Here is a 20,782-nt window from a genome sequence, read left to right on the forward strand (position 1 = left end):
GCGGCAATAGGACGGCCCTCACGGGTCGAGCGGGGGATTTAGGCATGAGCGAGAGCGAGAACATCGCAACCGCCGCCCCGAGCAGAAGGCTCAGGCGCCGATCGATGAGGAAGATCGGCTTCGGCCCGAGTTCGTCGACAGGGTCCTGGACGCAGTCGAAGCCGGCGACGATGCGGTCGCGCGCGAACTGGTGCAGCCACTCCACCCGGCCGACGTCGCCGACCTGATCGAGCTTGCCCGCGGCGACGAGCGCGAGGGTCTGGTCAAGGCTCTGGCCGGGATCATCAGCCCGGACGTCCTTGCCGAGCTCAACGACTTCGTTCGCGAAGACCTGATCGACGAGATGGAGCCGCAGCAGGTTGCCGACCTCGCAGGCCAGATGGAAACCGACGACGCGGTCGCCCTGATCGAGGATCTCGATCGGGACGAGCGGCAGGCCGTCCTCGAAAAGATGGAGCCGGACGACCGCGCCGCGGTCGAGGAAGCGCTCAGTTATCCGGAAGAATCCGCGGGCCGGTTGATGCAGCGCGATTTGTGCGCTGTTCCCGAGCATTGGAAGGTCGGCCAGGTCATCGATTACCTGCGGTCCGAAGACGAACTTCCAACCGACTTCTGGGAAGTCTTCGTAGTCTCGCCCGACCACCACCCGGTCGGGACTTGCAAGCTTTCGACGATCCTTCGCAGCCCGAGAACGACGCTGGTCAGCAGCATCATGAAACGGGATCAGACTTTGATCCCGGTCGACATGGACCAGGAAGACGTTGCGCTCCGCTTCCAGAAATATGCGCTTGTCTCGGCGGCAGTGGTCGACACTGAAAGCCGGCTCGTCGGGATGATTACCGTCGACGACGTCATCCACATCATCCAGGAAGAAGCGAGCGAGGACGTCCTGCTTCTCTCTGGCGCGGGCGACGAGGGCGACATCAACGAGCCGGTGACGGAGAGTTATCGCGCCCGCGTTCGCTGGCTGATCGCCAACCTACTCACCGCGCTCGTCGCGGCGTTCGTCATCCGGCAGTTCGAGCATTCGATCGAACGCCTGGCGATCCTGGCGGTGCTCATGCCGATCGTTGCCGGTGTCGGCGGCAATGCTGGAACGCAGACGCTCGCGGTCACCGTCCGGGCCCTCGCGACAAACCAGCTTACAGGATCGAACCGATGGCGCGCGGTAGGTCGAGAGATCCGGGTCGCGCTTCTCAACGGTTTGACAATTGCCGTCCTAATCGGCGTCGGTGTTACGCTCGTGCTCGGAAGCCCTCAGTTGGGCGGCGTGATTGCCGTGGCGATGCTCTTCAACATCCTCGTTGCAGGTCTGGCAGGCGTCCTCATTCCACTGACGCTCGAGCGTTATGGAGCGGACCCCGCGGTTGCGAGCAGCATCTTCGTCACCATGATGACGGATTCGATGGGCTTCCTGCTCTTTCTGGGACTCGCGACCGGGGTCGGGCTGGTCCGTTAGACGATCAGGGCAGGTGTCCACTCTTTTCGCGCTTCACCGCCAGATAGTCGGCATTGTGCGGGTTGGCGGGCATATGGTGAGCGACGCGCTCCGCAACCTTGATGCCTTCGGCTTCCAGCGCCGCGACCTTGTTCGGATTGTTGGTGAGCAGCCGTACTTCCTCAATTCCGAGTGCACGAAGGATTGCCGAGGCGTGGGCGTAGTCCCGCTCATCGTCGGAGAAGCCGAGCCGAAGGTTGGCATCGACGGTGTCCAGCCCGCGATCTTGTAGCGCGTAGGCTCGAAGCTTGTTGGCGAGCCCGATCCCGCGACCTTCCTGTCGCAAGTAAAGGAGCACGCCCCCTCCAGCCGCGCCGATCAAGCGAAGCGCTTCCTTCAGCTGCGGTCCGCAATCGCACTTGAGCGAGCCGAACACGTCGCCGGTCAGGCATTCGCTGTGGAGCCGAACAAGCGGAGGCTTCCCGCCGAACGCGCCGACAAGGAGAGCAACATGATCCTGCCCGTCGTCCGATCCACGAAATGCGAAGATCTGCGTGTCTGGCATGCCGTCGAGCGGCAGGCGCGCGCGGGACAGCAACGTAACGTCCGGTTGGAGGTTGTCGCCAACTAGCTCGTCTAGCGGGATCGAGATTGAAGCGTCCGGCGCATCTACGAGCCACACGGCCGGCAAAAGGCCGGCGGCTCGCGTCAGCACCAGGGCCGCTTGTGCGGCGTCAGGCGACTTCAGGCGAAGCGAATGTAGCGGCCCTATCGGGGCTCGGGCGAGATCCTGCGCGGGGTCGGCCAGCGTGATCGCCGCGGCCCGATCGAGCCACGGCTCGCGCGCTACGAGCACGGGTTGCGCGGGGTCGGCGGCGTCGCGTTCGTTCGCCAACGACAGGGCCGCGGCGCGCCTGCCGCTGATCAGCAGAGGACTTTTCGATTCCGGATCCAGAAGGCGAAGCAGCTCAGGTGTGGCGGTCTCGATCGAGACGAAGACGAACGGCTCGCCGGCTTCGATCCTGACCGCGCGGCCAGTGCGCAACGCAGCGATCGCCCGCTCGACCGCCCCCGAGCGGCTCAAATGGCGATCTCGCAAATCAGGGGAACATGGTCCGAAGGCCGTTCCCAGCTTCGGCAGGGCTCCAGCACCCTATGCGACAGCACGCGCTCTTTCGCTTGCGGCGAAACCCACATGTGGTCGAGACGTCGACCGCGATCGTTCTTCGTCCAGTCGGGCGAGCGGTAGCTCCACCATGTGAAGTTGCGGTCTGGCGCGGGGACGAAACGGCGGCCGATATCGATCCAGTCATGCGCCTGCTGCAACCGGGTCAGGGCATCGATCTCGATCGGCGTGTGGCTGACGACGTCCAGCAACGCCCTGTGACTCCAGACGTCGCATTCAAGCGGAGCGACGTTGAAGTCGCCGACGATCAGGGTCGGCTCGCGAAGACCTTCGGACCAACGGGTCATACGCTCGATAAAGTCGAGCTTCTGGCCGAATTTCGGATTGACGGTGCGATCAGGGATGTCTCCGCCGGCGGGACGTAGACGTTCTCAAGCCTGAGACCGCACGGTAGCCGCACGCCGACGTGGCGCGCCTCGCCATTGTCCTGCCAATCGTGACTACCCGAATCTCGAAGCTCCAGGCGGCTGAGAATCGCGACGCCGTGGTGCATCTTCTGCCCCTTCAGAACACGATGCTCGTAGCCTTGGCTTCGAAACAGATTGGCGGGAAATATATCGTCGGTGACCTTGGTTTCCTGGAGGCAAAGAACGTCCGGCTGCTCCTCGCGGAGCAGGCGTTCGACGATGCCGAGCCGGGCTCGGACCGAGTTCACGTTCCAGGATGCGATCTTGATGGTCTTGGACACGCGTCGCGCTTAGCCCGTTCTGTGTTGGAGGCAAAGAAAAGGCCCCCGCTCCGGGGGCATGGAGCGAGGGCCGACCAAGCGTTCGTCACGCAAGGCGATCAGGCGGGCCGTGGGTAACAGGGGGAAACCCCAGGCTAAATCCGCACGATCAGTAGATCGTTTACCATGCCGAACCTGACGCCGCGATGAACGGTTTCAAACCGCTACGTTATTCTATTACCTGCGCTTTTTGGGCTCCGCATAGGCGAATGCGCTTTCCGGAACGGCGACATTGTAGCGCTGATTGTCGAGCTTGATCGTCGTGCGCTTGTTCTGCGCGTCGATCGCAGTCCAGCCCTCGAGCAGGAGACCGCCGGGCGCCGACGGGCTACGAACGAAGGCTAGGAGCAGGGTTCCGAACTCCGGCCGGCGTGCATCGCGGGCTCGGACCACGAGGACTCTCGGATCGGATTGTGGGACGATTCTGGCGATCCGGTTGATGTCGGGATTGGCCGATAACAGGATTCCGAGCGGCGTCTTGTTGAGATCCCAGCTGTTCTTCTGGCCGACCTGGTAGTCCACGAACGTCAGCTTGTTGCCGTTGCCGACGAGGACGAGATCGTTCCCGTCATACTGGAAGCGAATCCGGCCCGGCCGCTTGAGCTGCAGCGTGCCGCGCGCAACGCGATTGCGCGAATCCGTCTGCGTGAAATTGGCCGTCATCGATTGAACGGCGGAAAGATGCGCCTCGACCTTGGCGATATCGGACTGTTGCGCCTCTGCGGGAACCGCGAGGGCGACAATCGCGACCGGCGCAAGGGCGCGCGCTAGGTGTTTGGGAAAGCTCATCTACTAAACTCCTGGGAATTCATGGCCGGTGTGGCAATCGGCCATTGAATGCGGACTGAACCCGCCGGTTCCCGGTTGTTCAGGTTCGCGAGGCCTCAGATCGGGTGCCCGTCAGGGTCGATCAGCACTTCGCGGCGGCCGACATGGTCGGGCTGACCCACGAGACCTTCCTTCTCCATCCGCTCGATCAGGCGTGCCGCGCTGTTGTATCCGATGCGCAGCTGGCGCTGGAGGTAAGAGGTCGAGGCTTTCTGGCTTTCGGCGACGATCTGAACCGCCTTGCGGAACAGCTGCGTTTCCGCATCGTCCTCGCCGCTCGGCTGGCCGTCGAACAGATAGCCGCCGTCTTCGGGCTCCTCGGTAACTGCCTGGATGTAGTCGGGCACGCCCTGCCTGCGCCAATGCTCGGCGACCGCCCGGACTTCCTCGTCGCTGACGAACGGGCCATGGACTCGGATGATCTGCTTGCCGCCCGGCATATAGAGCATGTCGCCCTTGCCCAGCAGCTGCTCCGCCCCTGCTCGCCGAGAATGGTGCGGCTGTCGATCTTGCTCGTGACCTGGAAGCTGATGCGGGTCGGCAGGTTGGCCTTGATCACGCCCGTGATGACGTCGACCGACGGTCGCTGCGTGGCCATAATGAGGTGGATACCGGCGGCGCGCGCCTTCTGGGCGAGGCGCTGGATGAGGAATTCCACCTCCTTGCCGGCGGTCATCATCAAATCGGCGAGCTCGTCGACAATGACCACGATCTGCGGAAGGACGTCGTATTCGAGCTCCTCCATCTCGTAGATCGGCTGGCCCGAGCTTGCGTCGTATCCGGTCTGCACCCGGCGCCCGAGCTTCGAGCCCTTGGCCTTCGCGTCGCGCACCTTCTGGTTGAAGCTGGGCAGCGCGCGCACGCCGAGGTTCGCCATCATGCGATAGCGCTCCTCCATCTGCTCGACCGTCCACTTGAGCGCGCGGATTGCCTTCGACGGCTCGGTCACGACCGGGGACAGCAGGTGCGGAATGTCGTCATACATGCTCAATTCGAGCATCTTCGGGTCGATCATGATCATCCGACACTCATCCGGTGTCATCCGGTAGAGCAGCGACAAAATCATGCAGTTGAGACCGACCGACTTTCCGGACCCGGTCGTGCCCGCAACCAGCAGGTGCGGCATTGGCGCAAGGTCGGCGATGACCGGATCGCCGGCGATGTTCTTGCCGAGAATCAGCGGCAGCGACATGTTCTGATCGGCGTAGGCCTGGCTTCCGATCAGTTCGGACAGGGCCACCGCCTCGCGCTTGGGATTGGGAAGCTCGATGCCGATGACGCTGCGGCCGGGGATCGTAGCGACGCGGGCAGACAACGCCGACATGTTGCGGGCGATGTCGTCGGCCAACTGAATGACGCGGCTCGCCTTGATCCCGCTCGCGGGCTCAAGCTCGTACATCGTAACCACCGGTCCGGGCCGGACTTCGACGATGTCGCCTCGCACGTGGAAGTCCTCGAGGACGGATTCGAGCAAGCGGGCATTCCGCTCAAGTCCGGCGCGGTCGATCTTCGATCCGCCCTTTTCCGGTGGCGACGCCAGCAGCTCGATCAGCGGCAGCTGGTAGTTGTCGCCAAGCGCAAGGCTCTGCTGGGCTGCGGCGCTCGGTCGCTTGCCTCCGCGAGCCTGCGCGGCGGCGATCGGCCTCGGCGGCTCGGCAACGGCAACGGCGGGCCGCGATTTCGGCGGAGCAGCGCTCGTCGAGCGATCTTCCGCGGCCTCCATCGTTCGGCGGGGCGCGGCTACTCGCGGCCTTGGTTCGCGACGGAAGATGTTGGTGACCCAGGCTCTCTCGGTAGCCTGGAGCCCGAGCGCCAGATAGCCGAGGAATAGGCCAGCCAGTGCAAACAGGATCAGCACCACGAGGCGGACCGGTCCTGCAACCGCGTCTTCGCGAATGAGACCGATAGCAGCATCGACTCCGTAGGCCGCGCCAAGACCGATCGCGCCGCCCCAGCCGCCCGGAAGGCCCGAGACGGCCGAGCCGCTGGTCAGGCTGAGCGCGATTCCGATGAGGATCGCTCCGGCAGCCGCCACCAGAAGTGCGCGGCCAACCCGCCCGGTCGGCTCCAGCCGCATCATCCGGAGTCCGGCAAGGGCAACGACCGGCAGGAACAGGACAGACCCCATGCCGAACAAGAGCAGCAAGGCATCGCTGGCGTAAGCGCCGAAGCTTCCGATCCAGTTCGAGGGCGGACCGCCTGCAGCCGTGCTGAACGAAGGGTCGGTCGTGCTGTGGGTGGCCAGGGCGACGGCTGTCGCGACCGCAAGCCCGAACAGCATCGCACCCCATGTGCGAAGGGCGAGCCGCTTCAACGACGCGCGCAGCGCATCGCGCCAATGAGGCTCCAGCTCCCGTTTTGGGGTCCGCACGGCCGCGGTCGCCATCATTCTATCCCCACCCAAATCCTTGCGTAGAATGCATCTTCGCGGAGTCCGCGGTCAAGCGAAGCCTTGGCGTCAATGCGACGGAACGGTAGTGCGACTTGCCATGGACCGCGCGGACGTAATCATCTTTGGAGGCGGCCTTGCCGGCCTGACGCTGGCTTCGGCGCTCGATTCCAGCGGCATTTCGGCCATCGTTGTGGATCCGGCCGACCCCGTTGGGCGATCCACCCGGGCCTTCGACGGCCGGACGACCGCCATCTCGTCGAGCTCGATGCGGATGCTGGAGACGATCGGCGTCACGGACCATCTGCCCGCAGCTGGTTGTCCGATCCGGACGATCCAGGTAGCCGACGGACTGCAGCCTGGCGGACTGTCCTTCGATCCGGACGACGATGAGCCGTTGGGGGTCATGCACGAGAACCGGCATCTCCGCACTGCCCTGCAGGCTAGAGCGGAGGCGGGCCGGAACCTCTGGCTGCTGTGGAAATCCGCGCCGCAAACGGTCGATCGCGGTCCGCATGGAGTGGTCGTTTCGCTCGAAGACGGGCGCAGGCTGAGCGCGCCGATCCTCGCCGCAGTAGACGGCCGGAATTCCCCGACGCGGGAAGCCGCGGGCATTCCTATCGCTCGCTGGAAATACGATCACATGGCCGTCGTATCGACGCTCCGACACGAACGACCGCACGGCAACATCGCCTACGAGATCTTCTATCCAGGCGGCCCGTTTGCGCTGCTGCCGATGACCGACGACGATAAAGGGCATCGCTCGGCGATCGTCTGGTCGGTGCCGGTGGACGATGCCGCAGGCTGGATGTCGCTATCAGACGAGCAGTTCGCGGTAGAAGCGCAGGCGGCGATGGGCGGCTTCCTGGGCAAGACCGAATTGGCCGCGCCACGTTCCACCTATCCGCTCGGATTCCACCACGCGGCGCGGATCACGGATCAAAGGCTGGCGCTGGTCGGCGACGCGGCGCATGCAATCCACCCCATCGCGGGGCAGGGCCTAAACCTCGGCCTCCGCGACGTCGCGGCGCTCGCGCAGGTGCTGGTCGAAGGCTCGCGGCTGGGCCTCGACCTTGGCGACAAGCAGTTGCTCGACCGCTACCAGCGCTGGCGCTCGCTCGACGCCCTGTCGGTAGCGTTCGCGACCGACAGCCTGACGCGGGTATATGCAATCCCTGGGAAGACGGCATCGGCCGTCCGTCGCTTCGGAATGGGGATGATCGACCGGCTAAGCCCGCTCAAGAACCGCCTGATGAGTGAGGCTCGTGGGACCAGCGGCGAGCTTCCGCTGCTGCTTCGGGGACTGCCGATCTGATTACTGAAGCGTCGGCTGAATTTCGGCCCCGTTCACCGCCGCGCGCTGGAACTGCATCAGCTGGACGAGCAGATCGGCCCGATCGTCGAGCGTAGCCGCCTCCAGCAATGCCTGCTTCGCGCCGACGTCGAATGGCGCGACCTGCGCAATGGCGTTCACGAGCAACTCGTCGTCGAGCCGGCTCACGGCCTGCCAGTCGACCGAAAGGCGCATCGCGTCGCCCAGCCGGCGCGCCTCCCGCTCAACCTCGGCGCGCGCGGCGAGTGACAGCGGCGGAGGCTCTTTGTCGTCGAAGGCGCCCGCGTCGACATCAGCGTTACGGTAAGGCGTTTCTAGATCTGCCTCGGCGATCATCCGAAAACGATGCCAGCCGTGGAGAATGATATTGTAGCGGCCGTCGTCGAGCTCCTCGACACCGACGATCTCGCCGACGCATCCGACTGGATAGAGTGGCGCGCCCTCGTCTTCCGGTGCGTGGGGCTGGATCATCCGATGCGGCCGGGGCCATCCAGGACATCGCGAACCATCTCGCGATAGCGCGGCTCGAAGATGTGAAGCGGCAACTGCGACCGGGGGAAAAGAATCGCGCCCGGCAAAGGAAAGATAGGAATCCTCAACGGTCGCTTGCCGTTCAAGTGAACAGCAAAGCGGAAAGCCGCCGCCTCTGAATGCGCGCCCAAGGGTCCTCGAGGCCCTGCGCCTCGATCAACTGCAGCAGGCGTGCTCGGGCCGCGCCTTCGTTCCAGTCCCGGTCCTGCGCGATGATTTCGAGAAGCTGGTCCGCGGCGGCCTCTCGGTCTCCCGCCGCCATTTTTGCGCCGGCGAGCTCGTACCGCGCATCCAGGTCGCCGGAATCTGAAGCAATCCTGGATTCGAGATCGGAGGTGTCGCTTTCCGGCGCAGCCGCTGTCATCTCCAGCGCGGCTCGGGCGCGACTGATGTCGGCATGGTTGGCAGCGTCGGCCGGCGCCGAATCGAGGATGGAGCGTGCTTCGTCCGTCTCGCTCGTCGCGAGGAGGGCCCTAGCCAATCCCCTATGACGGTCGGATTTTCGGGCGCCATGTCGTGGATCTGGCGGAAGATCGAGACCGCACGCGGCGCATCGCCCTCCGCCATGACGCCTTCCGCCATCGCGATCAGCGGTTCTATCTCCGCCTGCTGCTCCGCCGCTTCGCCCTTCACACCAAGCTGCGCAATCAGCTGGTCGACGATCCGCTTGAGCTGGCCTTCGGTGCGGTAACTCGAAATGTCCGCGACCGGCTGGCCGCGGAAAAAGGCGTAGACCGTTGGAATAGATTGGATCTGGAATTGCGAAGCGATCAGCTTTTCCTGGTCGACGTCGATCTTGACCAGCTTAACGCCCTTGTCGGCATAGTCGGCGGCAATCTTGTCGAGCAGCGGGCCCAGCTGTTTGCACGGCCCGCACCATTCCGCCCAGAAATCGAGAATGACGAGACTGGTCATCGACGGATCGATGACGTCGCGCTTCAGGCGTTCGACCGCTTCGCGTTCCGCTTCGCTCATGCCAAGGGTCGCCACGCTTCGAACACTCCCGCTGCCACTGTCGTTGGAGCGCTCCATATGGTCGGACAGGGCGCGGGCCACAAGCTTCAGGTCGGGCCTTGCGGGAATCGTCCAGCCCATGCTAGGCGCCCGCCACCCGCTGCGGACCAAGCCCATTCGGCTTCACTCGCGGCTCAGCTCAGAGCGGGCGTAGCTCAGGGGTAGAGCACAACCTTGCCAAGGTTGGGGTCGAGGGTTCGAATCCCTTCGCCCGCTCCAGCAGTCCTCCGAAACGGGACTTCAGAAACCAGCCTAAAGCGTGATGCTTGGGCTGTAGCGCATCTCGTGCTGGACGATTGTCGCGCGGACGACGTTGTTCATCAAGGTCATCCGGACCGGGAGCGGAACCGACGTCTTCTTGATCATCACCGCAACCGAGTAGCTGCGCCCGTCCGGAGCCGTCAGGATCCCGATATCGTTGTAGCCGGCCTGGGTCGAACCGAGGATTTGACCGGTCCCCGTCTTGTGGCTGAGCGACCAGCCGGGCTTGAGGCCGCCACGCAGCCGGTTCTTGCCCGTCGACGTCTGACTCATGATCGTCAGCAGCCTCGCGGTCGAGGATGGAGAGAGCAGTTCGCCCCGCTTCAGGGCCGCAAGCGCATCCACGATCGCGTTGGCGGACGCACCGTCGTACGGATCCTCGACGTAGCGGTCGAATGCCGCCTTCCGGATGGCCATCGGCAATGCGTTGCGAGCCTCGTAGAAGGCGTTGCCGATCGAATAGCTCGGGCTCCACGTCAGGCCGGCGATCCGGCTCTGAAGCGAGCGTTCCCCTTCGTAGAAGCGGATTGCACCAAGGCCCTTGTTGCGAATCATTGATCGCACCGCCTCGGGTCCGCCGACCGAGCGCATCAATTTGTCATTGCAGGTATTGTCGCTCTTGGTCAGCGCCTGGAACATCAGCTCCCGAGTGTGATCGTTGTTCCTCCGCCGAGAATCTTCGACGCGATCGGCTGGTGGAAAAGCGTCAGGTCGCTGCGGGTCATGCTGACCCGGTCGTCGAGTCGGACCCGGCCCTGTCGACTGCATCCAAGGCCGTGATCGCAACCCACAATTTGCTGACGCTCTGCTGCGGGCTCAGCTCATTCCCGTTCCACGACGTGCTCCAGCCTTCGTTGACCGAGCGGACGGCAATCCCGACGCGGCCGTTGAATCCCTTTCCGAGCTCATCGACGCGGTTGGCGAGATAAGTCGGCGCCTGCGGCGGCCGCGCTGGCTGAGCGGGGCGAACTACCGGCGCCGCACGGGGAACGGCAGTTCCTGCTGCTGGCACCATTGCGCTGGACCCCGACTGACCGAGCGCAACGATCGCCAGGCCAAGGCTGAGCCAATGTGACGTCATGACGGCACTTCTCCCCACCAAAATCCCACAGCGCCAGCAGCTTAGCGATGTTTGCTGAACGCGAGCTGTTCCACCCGGCGCGATGACAGGAATCGCATCCAGGAATCGATTTGCCAACCCTTTTAAGAGGCTTCGGGAGTGCTTCTTGCGAGAAGTGCGCCGGATTCGATCTCGTCGAGGGCACGGTGAACAGCGACATATCGCCTGGCCTGCGTGACCCAGGGTCCGGCGTTCGCGGCTCCGGGCAGCCGCATGGTCTCGGCCAGAGCCCTGTCGACCTCTCCGTCCTCGAGCGCCGAAAGGGCTCGGGTGTAGCGCGCATCAGGCTGGGTCGACGGTCGGTCGGCCCGTCGAATCTGGATCAGCGAGCCGAGCTCACGCTTGAACTGCGTCCAATTGCTTTCATCGGGCGCAGATGACCGGAGTGTCGGCCCAAGGTCGCGATACTGACTGACTAGATCGTTCAACCGAACCGGCGAATGAGAGCCGGTGATGATCGTGGCAACGGCCCGCGTATGCGTCTGGCCGAACCGGTCGAGCAGCAAGGGCTCGAGATACCCAAGGGCAACGCCCCTGTCGATCGCTCGCCGAGCCGCGAAGGCTACAAGCAGTGCGTCGGCGCGCCCTGCCGAGCCTTCGACCCGGTGCGCGGTGGTCTCAACCCGAGAAAGGCGCGATTCCAGGCTCGCGATCTCCGCGGCATCAGCCATCATCTCCTGCTGGGCCGTGGGCGGCTGCGGGGTCGCGACTACTCGCGCGGGAGCGCGAATCTCGGCCGGCTTCGGGCCGATGCCAAGGAAACGAGCGGCGCCATCGTAGCGGGCCAGGGCCCAGGCTGCACCGGCGGCTCCGGCAAGGACGAGAGCCAGGCAAAGAAGTAACCGGCTTCCCCATCCCATCCCGGTGCGGTTCGGTGCAGTAGCCATGCTTGGGCTCAAGTCTCGCACAGCCGCGCCGCGAGGGCCAGAAGCTCTGCATCATTGGGCGATGACGCGATTCGCACGTCCTGCCAGCCTTCGCCCGCAGCCTCTGCCGCGGCCGCGCTGATTGCTGCAATTCGGATGGTCGCGCGGTCAGTCGGATCGACCAGTTCGGCGAGTCGCTTCGCAGCCCTTGGCGAATGGAGGACCGCAACCTGACCCCTAAGCTGCCCGAGCCCTTGAATTTCAGCTCTTTCCGCTGCCCGATAAACGGGGACGGATGTGATCGCATGCGCCGGGACGGACGGCTCCCGGCGATCCTCTCCGCACAGATGCAGGAGCCGCAGGCCGGGATCGATCTCGCCCAAAAGCTGGTCGACTCCTCCTCCGCCAACCGTAGCAACCCCCAGACCCGCCACACGGGCAGCAACTGCAGTTCCTTCGCCGACCGCATGAACCGGGAGAGCGCGATAAATATCGAGACGGTCTCCCGCCATCTTCACAGTGTTGGCGCTGGTCAAAAGCAAGGCGTCATAGTCGCCCGCTTCGGGCGGCGACCATTCCAGCTTGTGAAGTTCGAACAGAGGGATCGAGACCGCATCGAGGCCGAGGGCTTGTGCTTTAACGATGGTCTGCCGCGACGCCGGCTCCGGGCGGAACACGAAGAGGCGTCTCATCCCGGGGTGAACAGGGAGCGGATCGAGTCCGGGGACTTTTCGAGCATCGACAGCGCGAGCTGCCGAGGCGTTTCGTGGTCTCCGCACTCGAACGCCACCTCGTCCTTCAACTGGTCGCGGCCATCCTCGGACAGCAATTGCGCGCGAAAGCGGATTTTGCCGTCGACAAGCTCCGCCAAAGCGGCGACCGGCGAATGGCAGCTACCGCCAAGGGCCGCAGTGAAAGCCCGCTCGGCGCGAATGATCGCCTGGGTCGAGTGGTCGTCGACGATCGTCAGCATGGCCGCCGTAAGCGCGTCATCCGCGCGGCATTCGATTGCGATGACGGCCTGGGTCGGCGCAGGCAGCATTATATCGAGCGGAATCGGCGTTCCGACATTGCCCATTCCGATCCGCCTCAAGCCGGCGCCCGCGAGCAAGGTGGCCTGGACCTCGCCGGCTTCGAGCTTGGCAAGCCGGGTCTGAACATTTCCCCGAAAAGGTACGATCTTCAGGTCGGGCCGGATCGAGAGCAGCTGCGCCTTGCGACGGGGCGACGATGTACCGACGACCGCGCCGTCCGGAAGAGATTCAATCGAATCAGCGCCGATCAGCCGGTCCTGTACATCACCACGCGGCCTTACAGCTGCAATGCTGATCTCGCGCGGCCGGATCGCTTCAACATCCTTCAGAGAGTGGACACAGAAATCGACTTCCTCTTCCATCAGCGCGCGGTCGAGCTCCTTGGTCCAGAGCTGCTTTCCGCCGATGTCCGCGAGCGGCCGGTCCTGCACCTTGTCGCCAGTCGTCTCGACCACCTGGATCTGCACGAAATCGGCGGGCCAACGGTTCGCTACCTCGAGCGCGGAGGCGACTTTATGAGCCTGCGCAAGCGCCAGCGGCGAACCGCGCGTGCCGAGAATCGGAGACCGCTGCATGGCGTCCCTGCTAGCGGCAAACCGGCAGGGCCACTAGCCGAGCGCCGCCGCCTGCGGCAAAGGCGCGCCAGATGGCGCTAATTCTTGGCCTTGAATCATCCTGCGACGACACTGCTGCCGCGCTCGTAACGAGCGACCGGCAGATTCTTGCGCAGGCGGTTGTCGGCCAGAACGAGGCGCACCGCCCTTTCGGTGGAGTGGTGCCGGAAATCGCCGCCCGCGCCCACGTCGAGATCCTGCCCGATCTCATACGGCGCGTACTTGCGGATGCCGGCAAGAGCATCGGACGCGTCGATGCGATCGCGGCTACCGCGGGACCAGGCCTGATCGGCGGGGTAATGGTCGCGCTTCTTGCGGGCAAAGGCCTAGCGCTCGGCACGGGCAAGCCGCTGGTCGCGGTCAATCACCTAGAGGGGCATGCATTGAGTCCACGCCTCGTCGATCCGGACCTAGAGTTCCCATACCTTCTATTGCTGGTGTCGGGCGGGCATTGCCAGTTGCTCGAAGTTCAATCGGTCGGCGAGTACCACCGGCTCGCGACGACGATCGACGATGCCGCGGGAGAGGCGTTCGACAAGGCGGCCAAGCTGCTCGGACTGCCTTATCCCGGCGGGCCTGCGATCGAGGAATTGGCGGCCGAAGGCGATGCAGCCGCCGTACCGCTCCCTCGGCCCCTGGTGGGTTCGGGCGAGCCGCATTTCTCCTTCGCCGGGCTGAAGAGCGCGGTGCAAAGAGCGGCTGCCTCCGGCAATTTCCGACCGGCCGATATTGCCGCGTCGTTCCAGCAGGCGGTCGTCGATTGTCTCGTCGACCGGACGCGGCTGGCGCTCGAGGGAAGCGTTGCCCCGCTTTGGTCGTTGCCGGCGGAGTGGCCGCCAATCGCTCGATCCGCACGGCGCTTCAGCAGCTCGCTGCCGATCAGGGCCGCCAATTCAGCGTCCCGCCGGGTTGGCTGTGCACCGACAATGCGGCGATGATCGCCTGGGCTGGCGCGGAGCGGTTGGCGCGTGGACTCACTGATTCACTCGATGCACCGGCGAGGGCGCGTTGGCCGCTCGATCCGGATGCCGAGAAAGTTCGGGGCGCGGGGGTAAAGGCATGAGCTTCGACCGGCTTGGAGTGATCGGCGGTGGTGCGTGGGGGACCGCCTTGGCGCAAGTTGGAGCAAGCGGCGGCGGCGACGTCTTGCTCTGGGCGCGCGAGCCGGAGGTCGTCGAGGCCGTCAATTCGCGTCACGAAAACTCGGTTTTCCTAGCAGGGTCACAACTTGATCCCGCCGTGCGCGCGACTGGCGGGTTGGCCGACCTGGCTGAATGCGATGCCTGGCTGGTTGTCACTCCCGCGCAGCACATGCGGGCGGTGCTGGAGGCCGCCCCGAAATGCGGTCGACCGCTGATTCTCTGCTCAAAGGGCATTGAAGAACGGAGCGGCGCCTTGCTCCATCGCGTCGCCACGGAGGCTAGCCCCGGCGCGCCGATCGCTGTCCTCTCCGGACCGACCTTCGCGCACGAGGTCGCAACGGGTCTGCCGACGGCGGTCACCCTCGCGGCTGAGGATCCGTTGCTGGCGGAGGCTCTCCGCGACCGGATCTCTCGGCCCACCTTCCGTATCTACCTGAGCGACGACGTCGCCGGCGCGGAGATCGGCGGAGCGGTGAAGAACGTGCTCGCGATCGCCTGCGGCGTGGTCGACGGCAAAGGGCTTGGCCAGAACGCCCGAGCCGCGCTTATCGCGCGCGGCTTCGCGGAGATGACGCGCTTCGGCCTGGCCAACGGAGCAAAGCGCGAGACTTTGGCAGGGCTTTCCGGCCTCGGCGACCTCGTGCTGACATGCTCATCGACAAGCTCGCGCAACTTCTCGCTCGGCAAGGGTATCGGCGAAGGGCGCTCACCCACCGAACTGATGAGCGACCGAAAGACGGTTGCGGAGGGGGCGTTCACCGCACCGGTGCTGGCCCGGCTGGCAGAGAAAATGGGCATCGACATGCCGGTTGTCGCGGCAGTTGATAAGCTGTTGTCCGCTCGAGCGAATGTTGATCAGGTTCTTCAGGAACTGCTCGCCCGTCCGCCCCGGCCAGAGGTCCATTAGAAATCGATCGCGATGCCCTTCTTCTCCCAGTCGCCATAGCGCGTGGGATCGAGCTTCTTTTCCTCGCCGTCGGGCGGTCCAGCCTGCTCAGCCGGTTCAGGCTTCGGAACCGGCGGGGACTTGGAGAGGTATTCGGGCGCCTCGGGGCGCTTGGTCCTGGACATGGAATGAAGATGTGCGTTGGGACGGCTGATGCCAAGCGTTGAAGGCCTCCCCGCGCGACGAGCCGCCCTGCAAATGCTCGATGCCGTTCTCCGGCGCGGGCAGACACTGGATGCCGCCGCGCAGGCTGCTAGGTCGCTCAAGCCGGCCGACCAGGGATTGGCGGTTGCCATCGCTGGCGAAGCACTCAGGCACCTGCCCGACCTCGACGCGCTGATCGACAGCGCAACGCGCCAACGACTTCCGGACGACAGCAAGGCGCGGATGGTCCTGCGGATCGCGCTTGCGCAGAAGGTCGGACTCGGAACTCCCGAACATGCCCTGGTTGCGACCGCGCTGCCCCTGGTCGATGGCGGTCCCCGACGGCTCGTTCATGGCGTGCTCGGCACCTTGCTCAGGCGCGGCGTGCCGCCGATGGAAGCGCCGCGCCTTCCCGACGCCGTCGAGCTGCGCTGGCGCGAAGCATGGGGCGATGACGTCGTTGCGTCAGCCCGCCGCCAAATTACCAAGCGACCGGCGCTCGACCTGAGCTTTGTCGACGACGCGGAAGCGAAGGCCTTCGCTGAACCAGTCGACGGCAAATCGCTTGCGTCTCGCCACGTTCGTCTGAAGGACGCCGGTTCGGTGACGGAGCTTCCCGGCTTCGGCGGCGGCCGGTGGTGGGTCCAGGATTTGGCGGCGTCGCTCCCCGCCCGCCTGATTCCCAAAGATGCTCGCGATGTCCTCGATCTCTGCGCAGCGCCTGGCGGCAAGACCATGCAGGTGGCTGCTGCCGGGCATTTGGTCACCGCGGTCGATCAATCTGAAACGCGACTCAAGCGGCTGCGCGAAAACCTCGATCGGACGGGCCTGGACGCGACGCTGGTCGCTGCCGATGCGCTCAAATGGAAATCGGACCGGCAATTCGATGCGATCCTGCTCGATGCGCCCTGCTCGGCGACCGGCACCTTCCGGCGCCATCCCGAGGTCCTCTACCGCGCGCGGGCCGGCATCATTCGTGACAGTGCAGAGCTACAGCGCAGCCTGCTCGACCGCGCTGCCACCTGGCTCAAGCCTCGCGGATCGCTGGTTTACGCGGTTTGCTCGCTCGAGCCAGGCGAAGGCGAGAACGTCGTGAGCGGCTTCTTGAGTGCGCATCCGGACTTTGAGATTTCCCCGCCCAGGCCCGGCGAGTTTCCCGATTTCGTGACATCGAGTGAGCGCGGCTGGTCCCGGATCCTGCCCGGACTGCTGGAAAGCGACGGCGGCCTCGACGGCTTCTTCGTCGCGCGCCTTGTCCGCATGGCAACTTAGCGTTTAATCGAGGCGATGGCCGTCCCCTGATTTCACCCTCGATCCTGTCCGCCGACTTCGCGAAGCTCGGCGAGGAAGTTCGCTCGATCGACGAGGCTGGGGCCGACTGGATCCACGTCGACGTCATGGACGGGCATTTCGTCCCGAACATCACGATCGGCCCGGGAGTCGTAAAAGCGCTTCGGCCGCACTCCGCAAAGCCGTTCGACGTTCACCTCATGATCTCGCCGATCGACAATTTTCTCGACGCCTTCGCCGAGGCAGGCGCGGACATCATTACCGTCCATCCGGAGGCAGGCCCCCACCTCCACCGGACAATCCAGCGCATCAAGGTCCTTGGAAAGAAGGCCGGCGTTTCATTGAACCCCGCAACACCTGCCAAAGCGCTCGATTATGTGCTCGAGGAAATCGACCTCGTCCTGGTGATGAGCGTCAATCCGGGCTTCGGCGGACAGAAGTTCATCTCAAGCCAGCTCCGCAAGATCGAGGCCATAGCCAAGCGGATTGCGAAGGAGAATCTCACCGTCCAGGTCGAAGTCGACGGGGGGATCGACCCGGTAACAGCGCGGCAGGCTGTTGACGCCGGCGCAACCGCTCTCGTGGCTGGAACGGCGGCCTTCAAGGGCGGTCCGGACAATTACGCTTCAAACATCAGGGCGCTCAGGGGCGAGGGATGAGCGCAGACGCCGCGGCACAGAATGCCGTCGTCCAAAAGCTGGCCAAGCGTCCACTGTTTTCGCGGATGTTCGCTTCAGGGCGCCAGCCGCTCAAGCTCGTCGCGGTTCCACGCGACCACGTGCAGGGCGACCGCCAGCGCGGTGATGCAATGCTTGCCGGACGCTACATCCTTGGCAACGAGGTCCTGGCGCTCAACGAGCTCGATTTCGCTAGCCTCGGCGCAGGCAATCCGGTCGCGGACGGGATGCAGGGCTTTTCCTGGCTTCGGGACCTCGCGGCCGCGGCATCGCGGGAGAAAGGCGCACGCGTCGGCGAGGCCCTCGCCGGGCGCTGGCTGCTCGCCCACGGAACGCGCGTCGACCAAGCCTGGCGTCCCGATCTCTGGGGCGAGCGTATCCTCTTTTGGACGACTTACGCGCCATACATTCTGTCAAGCCGCGATTCGGGATACCGCTCCGCACTCCTGAACACCTTGGTCCGCGGCGCGCGGCACCTGGACAGTAATGCTGACAAGGCCTCACCCGGGATCGATCGCATCACCGCATGGGCGGGACTGGTCGCAGCGGGGCTGCTTGTCCAAGGCGGAGTTCCTCGGGTGGCCCGGGGCGAATCCGGCCTCGCTCGAGCGCTCTCGACCGCCCAATTTGAAGACGGGGCCTGATCAGCCGAACACCCTACGAGCAGATGCTGCTCGTCGACCGTCTGGCGCTCCTTCGCGGCGCCTATTTCGCGGCCAAGCAGAGTCTTCCAGACTCTATCGAAGCCGCGGCTGCAGCGGCGCTCGCTGCGCTTCATGGAGTCACCATGGGCGACGGAGCCTTATCGAGCTGGCAAGGCGGAAATCCCGGCGAGGCCGCGCGTCTTCATGCACTCATCGAGGGGTGCGGGCTCCGGGCTCGTCCGCTGCGACAGGCTCGCGGCTGGGGCTATCACCGCCTTTCGGCATTGGGCACCGTCGTGGTGATCGACGCTGCGCCTCCGCCGCCGCCAAAGATGGCCCCGTCCGGATGCGCGTCCACGCTGGCCTTCGAAATGTCCGACGGAGCGCAGCGCCTGATCATCAATTGCGGCGGTCCGCAGCCCTTCCCCACCGCGCTTCCCGACGATCTCGTTGAAGGCCTTCGGACGACGGCTGCACACAGCACATTGATCGTTTCCGATACGAATTCGACCGCAATCCTTGCTGACGGTTCGCTCGGCAAGGGTGTCGAGGACGTCACCGTCGACCGCAGCGAGGATAATGACTGCAGCCGTCTGGAAGCCACTCACGATGGCTACGTCCGCGGATTCGGCCTGGTCCATAAGCGGAGCCTCATGCTGGGCAACGACGGCAAGGAACTTCGCGGCGCTGACCAGATGATCCAGAAGGGTCGGCGAAAAATCCGCGACGCCGTGCCTTATGCGATCCGCTTCCATCTCGCACCGGGCGTCGAGCCGACCATCACTGCCGACGGAATGGGAGCGATCCTCCGCTCGCCAGGTGCGCCGCCGTGGAATTTCCGGTGCCGAGGAGCGAACCTGAGCGTCGAGGAAAGCCTGATGATCGACGGTCGCGGGCAAATGGTCCCGACGACTCAGTTGGTGATTCAAGGCGAAGTCGCCGCTATCGGCGGCGAAGTTGCCTGGCAGTTCCGCCGTTCGAGCTGAACCACACAAGGAATAGTTCATGACCGACCTCGTGCCCGTCAAAAGGGCGCTCATTTCGCTTTCCGACAAGAACGGCCTCGATCGCCTGGCCCAGGGATTGGCGGCACGCGGCGTCGAACTAGTGTCGACGGGCGGCACGGCGGCGAAGCTTCGTGATCTCGGTCACCAGGTCCGCGACATCGCGGACCTGACCGGCTTTCCGGAGATGATGGACGGCCGGGTCAAGACCCTGCACCCGAAGGTCCACGGCGGACTCCTCGGCGTGCGTGACAACCCCGAACATGCGGCCGCGATGGAAGAGCACGCAATTGCTCCGATCGACCTGGTGGTGGTCAACCTCTACCCCTTTGAAGCGACGGTCGCGCGCGGAGCGAACCGCGACGAGATCATCGAGAATATCGATATCGGCGGCCCGTCGATGGTGCGGTCCGCAGCCAAGAATCACGCCCACGTCGCGGTCGTCACCGACCCGGCTGACTACGAGGAACTGCTTGGCGAGATGGGCTCGAATGACGGCGCAACGTCATACGAATTCCGCAAGCGGCTGGCAGCAAAGGCGTATGCGCTGACGGCAGCCTACGACTCCACCATCTCGCAATGGTTCGCGTTCGCCGATCAGGGCGAGCGCTTCCCGAAGGTGTGGACGCGCGCGAGCCGGCTGCTGATGCCGCTCCGCTACGGCGAGAACCCGCACCAGCAGGCAGCGCTCTACGAACCGATCGGACCGCACGCTCCGGGAATCGCGCAGGCGAAGCAGGTTCAGGGCAAGGAACTCAGCTACAACAATCTGAACGACGCCAACGCCGCGCTCGAACTGGTCGCCGAATTTCGCCAAAGTCCGCCGACGGTGGTCATCGTCAAGCACGCCAACCCCTGCGGCGTGGCGAGCGCCGATACTTTGCTTGAGGCGTGGAACGCAGCGCTCGTATGCGACAGCGTCTCGGCGTTCGGCGGGATTGTCGCGACCAACCGTCCGCTCGATGCGGCGACGGCAGAAGCCATCACGCAGATCTTCACCGAGGTCGTAGTCGCTCCCGACGCAAGCGGCGATGCCAAGGCGATCTTCGCCAAGAAGAAGAACCTGCGGCTTCTCCTGACGGACGGCCTGCCCGATCCGAAGCGCCCAGGTCAGACGATCGCAGTGATTGCCGGCGGCATCCTGGTCCAGGATCGCGACAATGGCTCGATCACGCGCGACGAGCTCAAGGTCGTGACGAAGCGGCAACCGACCGAGGAAGAAATCCGCGACTGCCTATTCGCCTGGACCGTTGCCAAGCACGTCAAGTCGAACGCGATCGTTTACGCCAAGAACGGTTCGACCGCCGGCATTGGCGCAGGGCAGATGAATCGCCGTGACAGTGCCCGCATCGCCGCCGCCAAAGCCAAAGAAGCCGCCGAAACTTACGACTGGGCCGAGCCTCGCACGGTCGGCTCGGCGGTTGCTTCGGATGCCTTCTTCCCGTTTGCCGATGGCCTGCTAGCTGCGGTGGAAGCGGGTGCTACGGCAGTCATCCAGCCTGGCGGCTCCATCCGTGACGATGAAGTCATTGCAGCCGCCGACGAAGCAGGACTCGCGATGGTCTTCACGGGTATGCGGCACTTCCGGCACTAG

General features: G+C 64.7%; 16 protein-coding genes, 1 tRNA gene and 5 pseudogenes. 10 read left to right on the forward strand and 12 right to left on the reverse strand.

Features of this window, described 5'->3' with window-relative positions; translation table 11 throughout:
* Positions 1-100: 100 nt before the first annotated feature.
* A complete protein-coding gene (gene mgtE, locus H9L14_RS12790; protein ID WP_187709979.1) occupies positions 101-1,459 on the forward strand; it encodes a magnesium transporter in 1,359 nt (452 codons plus the stop codon).
* Between the two features lie 4 nt (positions 1,460-1,463).
* Here mgtE and ribA read toward each other — a convergent pair whose 3' ends face one another.
* The 4 genes and pseudogenes from ribA to H9L14_RS12810 all read right to left on the reverse strand — a co-directional run bounded on the left by ribA (position 1,464) and on the right by H9L14_RS12810 (position 6,565).
* A complete protein-coding gene (gene ribA, locus H9L14_RS12795) occupies positions 1,464-2,522 on the reverse strand; it encodes a GTP cyclohydrolase II (protein ID WP_187708400.1) in 1,059 nt (352 codons plus the stop codon).
* A pseudogene (locus H9L14_RS12800) lies at positions 2,519-3,312 on the reverse strand (exodeoxyribonuclease III). Before H9L14_RS12800 ends, ribA begins: the two are co-directional and overlap by 4 nt.
* Positions 3,313-3,528: 216 nt before the next feature.
* Positions 3,529-4,140, reverse strand: a complete 612-nt coding sequence (locus tag H9L14_RS12805) for a LolA family protein (RefSeq protein ID WP_187708401.1) — start codon at positions 4,138-4,140, stop codon at positions 3,529-3,531.
* A 95-nt stretch (positions 4,141-4,235) separates the two neighbouring features.
* Positions 4,236-6,565, reverse strand: a pseudogene (locus tag H9L14_RS12810) (FtsK/SpoIIIE family DNA translocase).
* A gap of 103 nt (positions 6,566-6,668) precedes the next feature.
* Between H9L14_RS12810 and H9L14_RS12815 the strand changes: the two are divergent.
* Entirely contained in the window at positions 6,669-7,883 is a 1,215-nt protein-coding gene (locus tag H9L14_RS12815; RefSeq protein ID WP_187708402.1) for a UbiH/UbiF/VisC/COQ6 family ubiquinone biosynthesis hydroxylase, read from the forward strand.
* On the opposite strand, the pseudogene H9L14_RS12820 reads toward H9L14_RS12815, so the two are convergent.
* A pseudogene (locus H9L14_RS12820) lies at positions 7,884-8,500 on the reverse strand (LON peptidase substrate-binding domain-containing protein). It abuts the gene before it with no gap.
* Positions 8,501-8,514: 14 nt separating this feature from the next.
* Positions 8,515-9,407 (reverse strand): annotated as a pseudogene (locus H9L14_RS12825) (tetratricopeptide repeat protein).
* Positions 9,408-9,590: 183 nt separating this feature from the next.
* On the opposite strand from H9L14_RS12825, the gene H9L14_RS12830 reads away from it, so the two are divergent.
* Positions 9,591-9,665, forward strand: a tRNA-Gly gene (locus tag H9L14_RS12830).
* 33 nt (positions 9,666-9,698) lie between these two features.
* Here H9L14_RS12830 and H9L14_RS12835 read toward each other — a convergent pair.
* From H9L14_RS12835 to hemC, 5 genes are all read right to left on the reverse strand, one after another.
* Positions 9,699-10,346, reverse strand: a complete 648-nt coding sequence (locus H9L14_RS12835; protein ID WP_187708403.1) for a serine hydrolase — start codon at positions 10,344-10,346, stop codon at positions 9,699-9,701.
* An 82-nt stretch (positions 10,347-10,428) separates the two neighbouring features.
* Entirely contained in the window at positions 10,429-10,788 is a 360-nt protein-coding gene (locus tag H9L14_RS12840) for a serine hydrolase (protein ID WP_187708404.1), read from the reverse strand.
* A 122-nt stretch (positions 10,789-10,910) separates the two neighbouring features.
* Positions 10,911-11,714, reverse strand: a complete 804-nt coding sequence (locus H9L14_RS12845; RefSeq protein WP_187708405.1) for a hypothetical protein — start codon at positions 11,712-11,714, stop codon at positions 10,911-10,913.
* An 8-nt stretch (positions 11,715-11,722) separates the two neighbouring features.
* Positions 11,723-12,385: a uroporphyrinogen-III synthase gene (locus tag H9L14_RS12850; protein WP_187708406.1), complete on the reverse strand. Its 663-nt coding sequence runs from the start codon at positions 12,383-12,385 to the stop codon at positions 11,723-11,725.
* Positions 12,382-13,302, reverse strand: a complete 921-nt coding sequence (gene hemC, locus H9L14_RS12855; RefSeq protein ID WP_187708407.1) for a hydroxymethylbilane synthase — start codon at positions 13,300-13,302, stop codon at positions 12,382-12,384. The genes H9L14_RS12850 and hemC overlap by 4 nt, the downstream gene beginning before the upstream one ends.
* Before the next feature lie 71 nt (positions 13,303-13,373).
* Here hemC and tsaD point away from each other — a divergent pair.
* Both tsaD and H9L14_RS12865 read left to right on the forward strand, forming a co-directional pair.
* Positions 13,374-14,404, forward strand: a pseudogene (tsaD, locus tag H9L14_RS12860) (tRNA (adenosine(37)-N6)-threonylcarbamoyltransferase complex transferase subunit TsaD).
* Positions 14,401-15,390: an NAD(P)H-dependent glycerol-3-phosphate dehydrogenase gene (locus H9L14_RS12865; protein WP_187708408.1), complete on the forward strand. Its 990-nt coding sequence runs from the start codon at positions 14,401-14,403 to the stop codon at positions 15,388-15,390. Before tsaD ends, H9L14_RS12865 begins: the two are co-directional and overlap by 4 nt.
* Here H9L14_RS12865 and H9L14_RS12870 read toward each other — a convergent pair.
* Positions 15,387-15,554, reverse strand: a complete 168-nt coding sequence (locus H9L14_RS12870) for a DUF1674 domain-containing protein (RefSeq protein WP_187708409.1) — start codon at positions 15,552-15,554, stop codon at positions 15,387-15,389. The genes H9L14_RS12865 and H9L14_RS12870 overlap by 4 nt on opposite strands.
* A 28-nt stretch (positions 15,555-15,582) precedes the next feature.
* Here H9L14_RS12870 and H9L14_RS12875 point away from each other — a divergent pair, with 28 nt between their 5' ends.
* Genes H9L14_RS12875 through purH form a run of 5 tightly spaced genes read left to right on the forward strand, consistent with a single transcriptional unit; the run spans position 15,583 to position 20,782 of the window.
* Positions 15,583-16,845, forward strand: a complete 1,263-nt coding sequence (locus H9L14_RS12875) for an RsmB/NOP family class I SAM-dependent RNA methyltransferase (protein WP_187708410.1) — start codon at positions 15,583-15,585, stop codon at positions 16,843-16,845.
* Between the two features lie 26 nt (positions 16,846-16,871).
* The gene (rpe, locus tag H9L14_RS12880) at positions 16,872-17,522 is read left to right on the forward strand and encodes a ribulose-phosphate 3-epimerase (protein ID WP_187709980.1); all 651 of its coding nucleotides are present in this window, start codon (positions 16,872-16,874) and stop codon (positions 17,520-17,522) included.
* On the forward strand, positions 17,519-18,184 hold the full coding sequence (locus tag H9L14_RS12885; RefSeq protein ID WP_187708411.1) for a hypothetical protein: 666 nt from the start codon (positions 17,519-17,521) through the stop codon (positions 18,182-18,184). The genes rpe and H9L14_RS12885 overlap by 4 nt, the downstream gene beginning before the upstream one ends.
* Before the next feature lie 23 nt (positions 18,185-18,207).
* Positions 18,208-19,170: a heparinase II/III family protein gene (locus H9L14_RS12890; protein WP_187708412.1), complete on the forward strand. Its 963-nt coding sequence runs from the start codon at positions 18,208-18,210 to the stop codon at positions 19,168-19,170.
* Positions 19,171-19,189: 19 nt separating this feature from the next.
* Entirely contained in the window at positions 19,190-20,782 is a 1,593-nt protein-coding gene (gene purH / locus H9L14_RS12895; protein WP_187708413.1) for a bifunctional phosphoribosylaminoimidazolecarboxamide formyltransferase/IMP cyclohydrolase, read from the forward strand.

Origin of the sequence: Sphingomonas sediminicola, assembly GCF_014489515.1 — a bacterium.
Classification (GTDB): domain Bacteria; phylum Pseudomonadota; class Alphaproteobacteria; order Sphingomonadales; family Sphingomonadaceae; genus Sphingomicrobium; species Sphingomicrobium sediminicola.

Bases quoted from the DNA above. Each gene is read 5' to 3' on its own strand.
- H9L14_RS12865 (WP_187708408.1), top strand. From the start codon at position 14,401: ATGAGCTTCGACCGGCTTGGAGTGATCGGCGGTGGTGCGTGGGGGACC.
- H9L14_RS12815 (WP_187708402.1), top strand. From the start codon at position 6,669: ATGGACCGCGCGGACGTAATCATCTTTGGAGGCGGCCTTGCCGGCCTG.
- H9L14_RS12890 (WP_187708412.1), top strand. From the start codon at position 18,208: ATGCTGCTCGTCGACCGTCTGGCGCTCCTTCGCGGCGCCTATTTCGCG.
- H9L14_RS12885 (WP_187708411.1), top strand. From the start codon at position 17,519: ATGAGCGCAGACGCCGCGGCACAGAATGCCGTCGTCCAAAAGCTGGCC.
- H9L14_RS12850 (WP_187708406.1), bottom strand. From the start codon at position 12,385: ATGAGACGCCTCTTCGTGTTCCGCCCGGAGCCGGCGTCGCGGCAGACC.
- H9L14_RS12805 (WP_187708401.1), bottom strand. From the start codon at position 4,140: ATGAGCTTTCCCAAACACCTAGCGCGCGCCCTTGCGCCGGTCGCGATT.
- H9L14_RS12875 (WP_187708410.1), top strand. From the start codon at position 15,583: ATGCCAAGCGTTGAAGGCCTCCCCGCGCGACGAGCCGCCCTGCAAATG.
- purH (WP_187708413.1), top strand. From the start codon at position 19,190: ATGACCGACCTCGTGCCCGTCAAAAGGGCGCTCATTTCGCTTTCCGAC.
- H9L14_RS12870 (WP_187708409.1), bottom strand. From the start codon at position 15,554: ATGTCCAGGACCAAGCGCCCCGAGGCGCCCGAATACCTCTCCAAGTCC.
- H9L14_RS12840 (WP_187708404.1), bottom strand. From the start codon at position 10,788: ATGACGTCACATTGGCTCAGCCTTGGCCTGGCGATCGTTGCGCTCGGT.
- hemC (WP_187708407.1), bottom strand. From the start codon at position 13,302: ATGCAGCGGTCTCCGATTCTCGGCACGCGCGGTTCGCCGCTGGCGCTT.
- H9L14_RS12835 (WP_187708403.1), bottom strand. From the start codon at position 10,346: ATGTTCCAGGCGCTGACCAAGAGCGACAATACCTGCAATGACAAATTG.
- H9L14_RS12845 (WP_187708405.1), bottom strand. From the start codon at position 11,714: ATGGCTACTGCACCGAACCGCACCGGGATGGGATGGGGAAGCCGGTTA.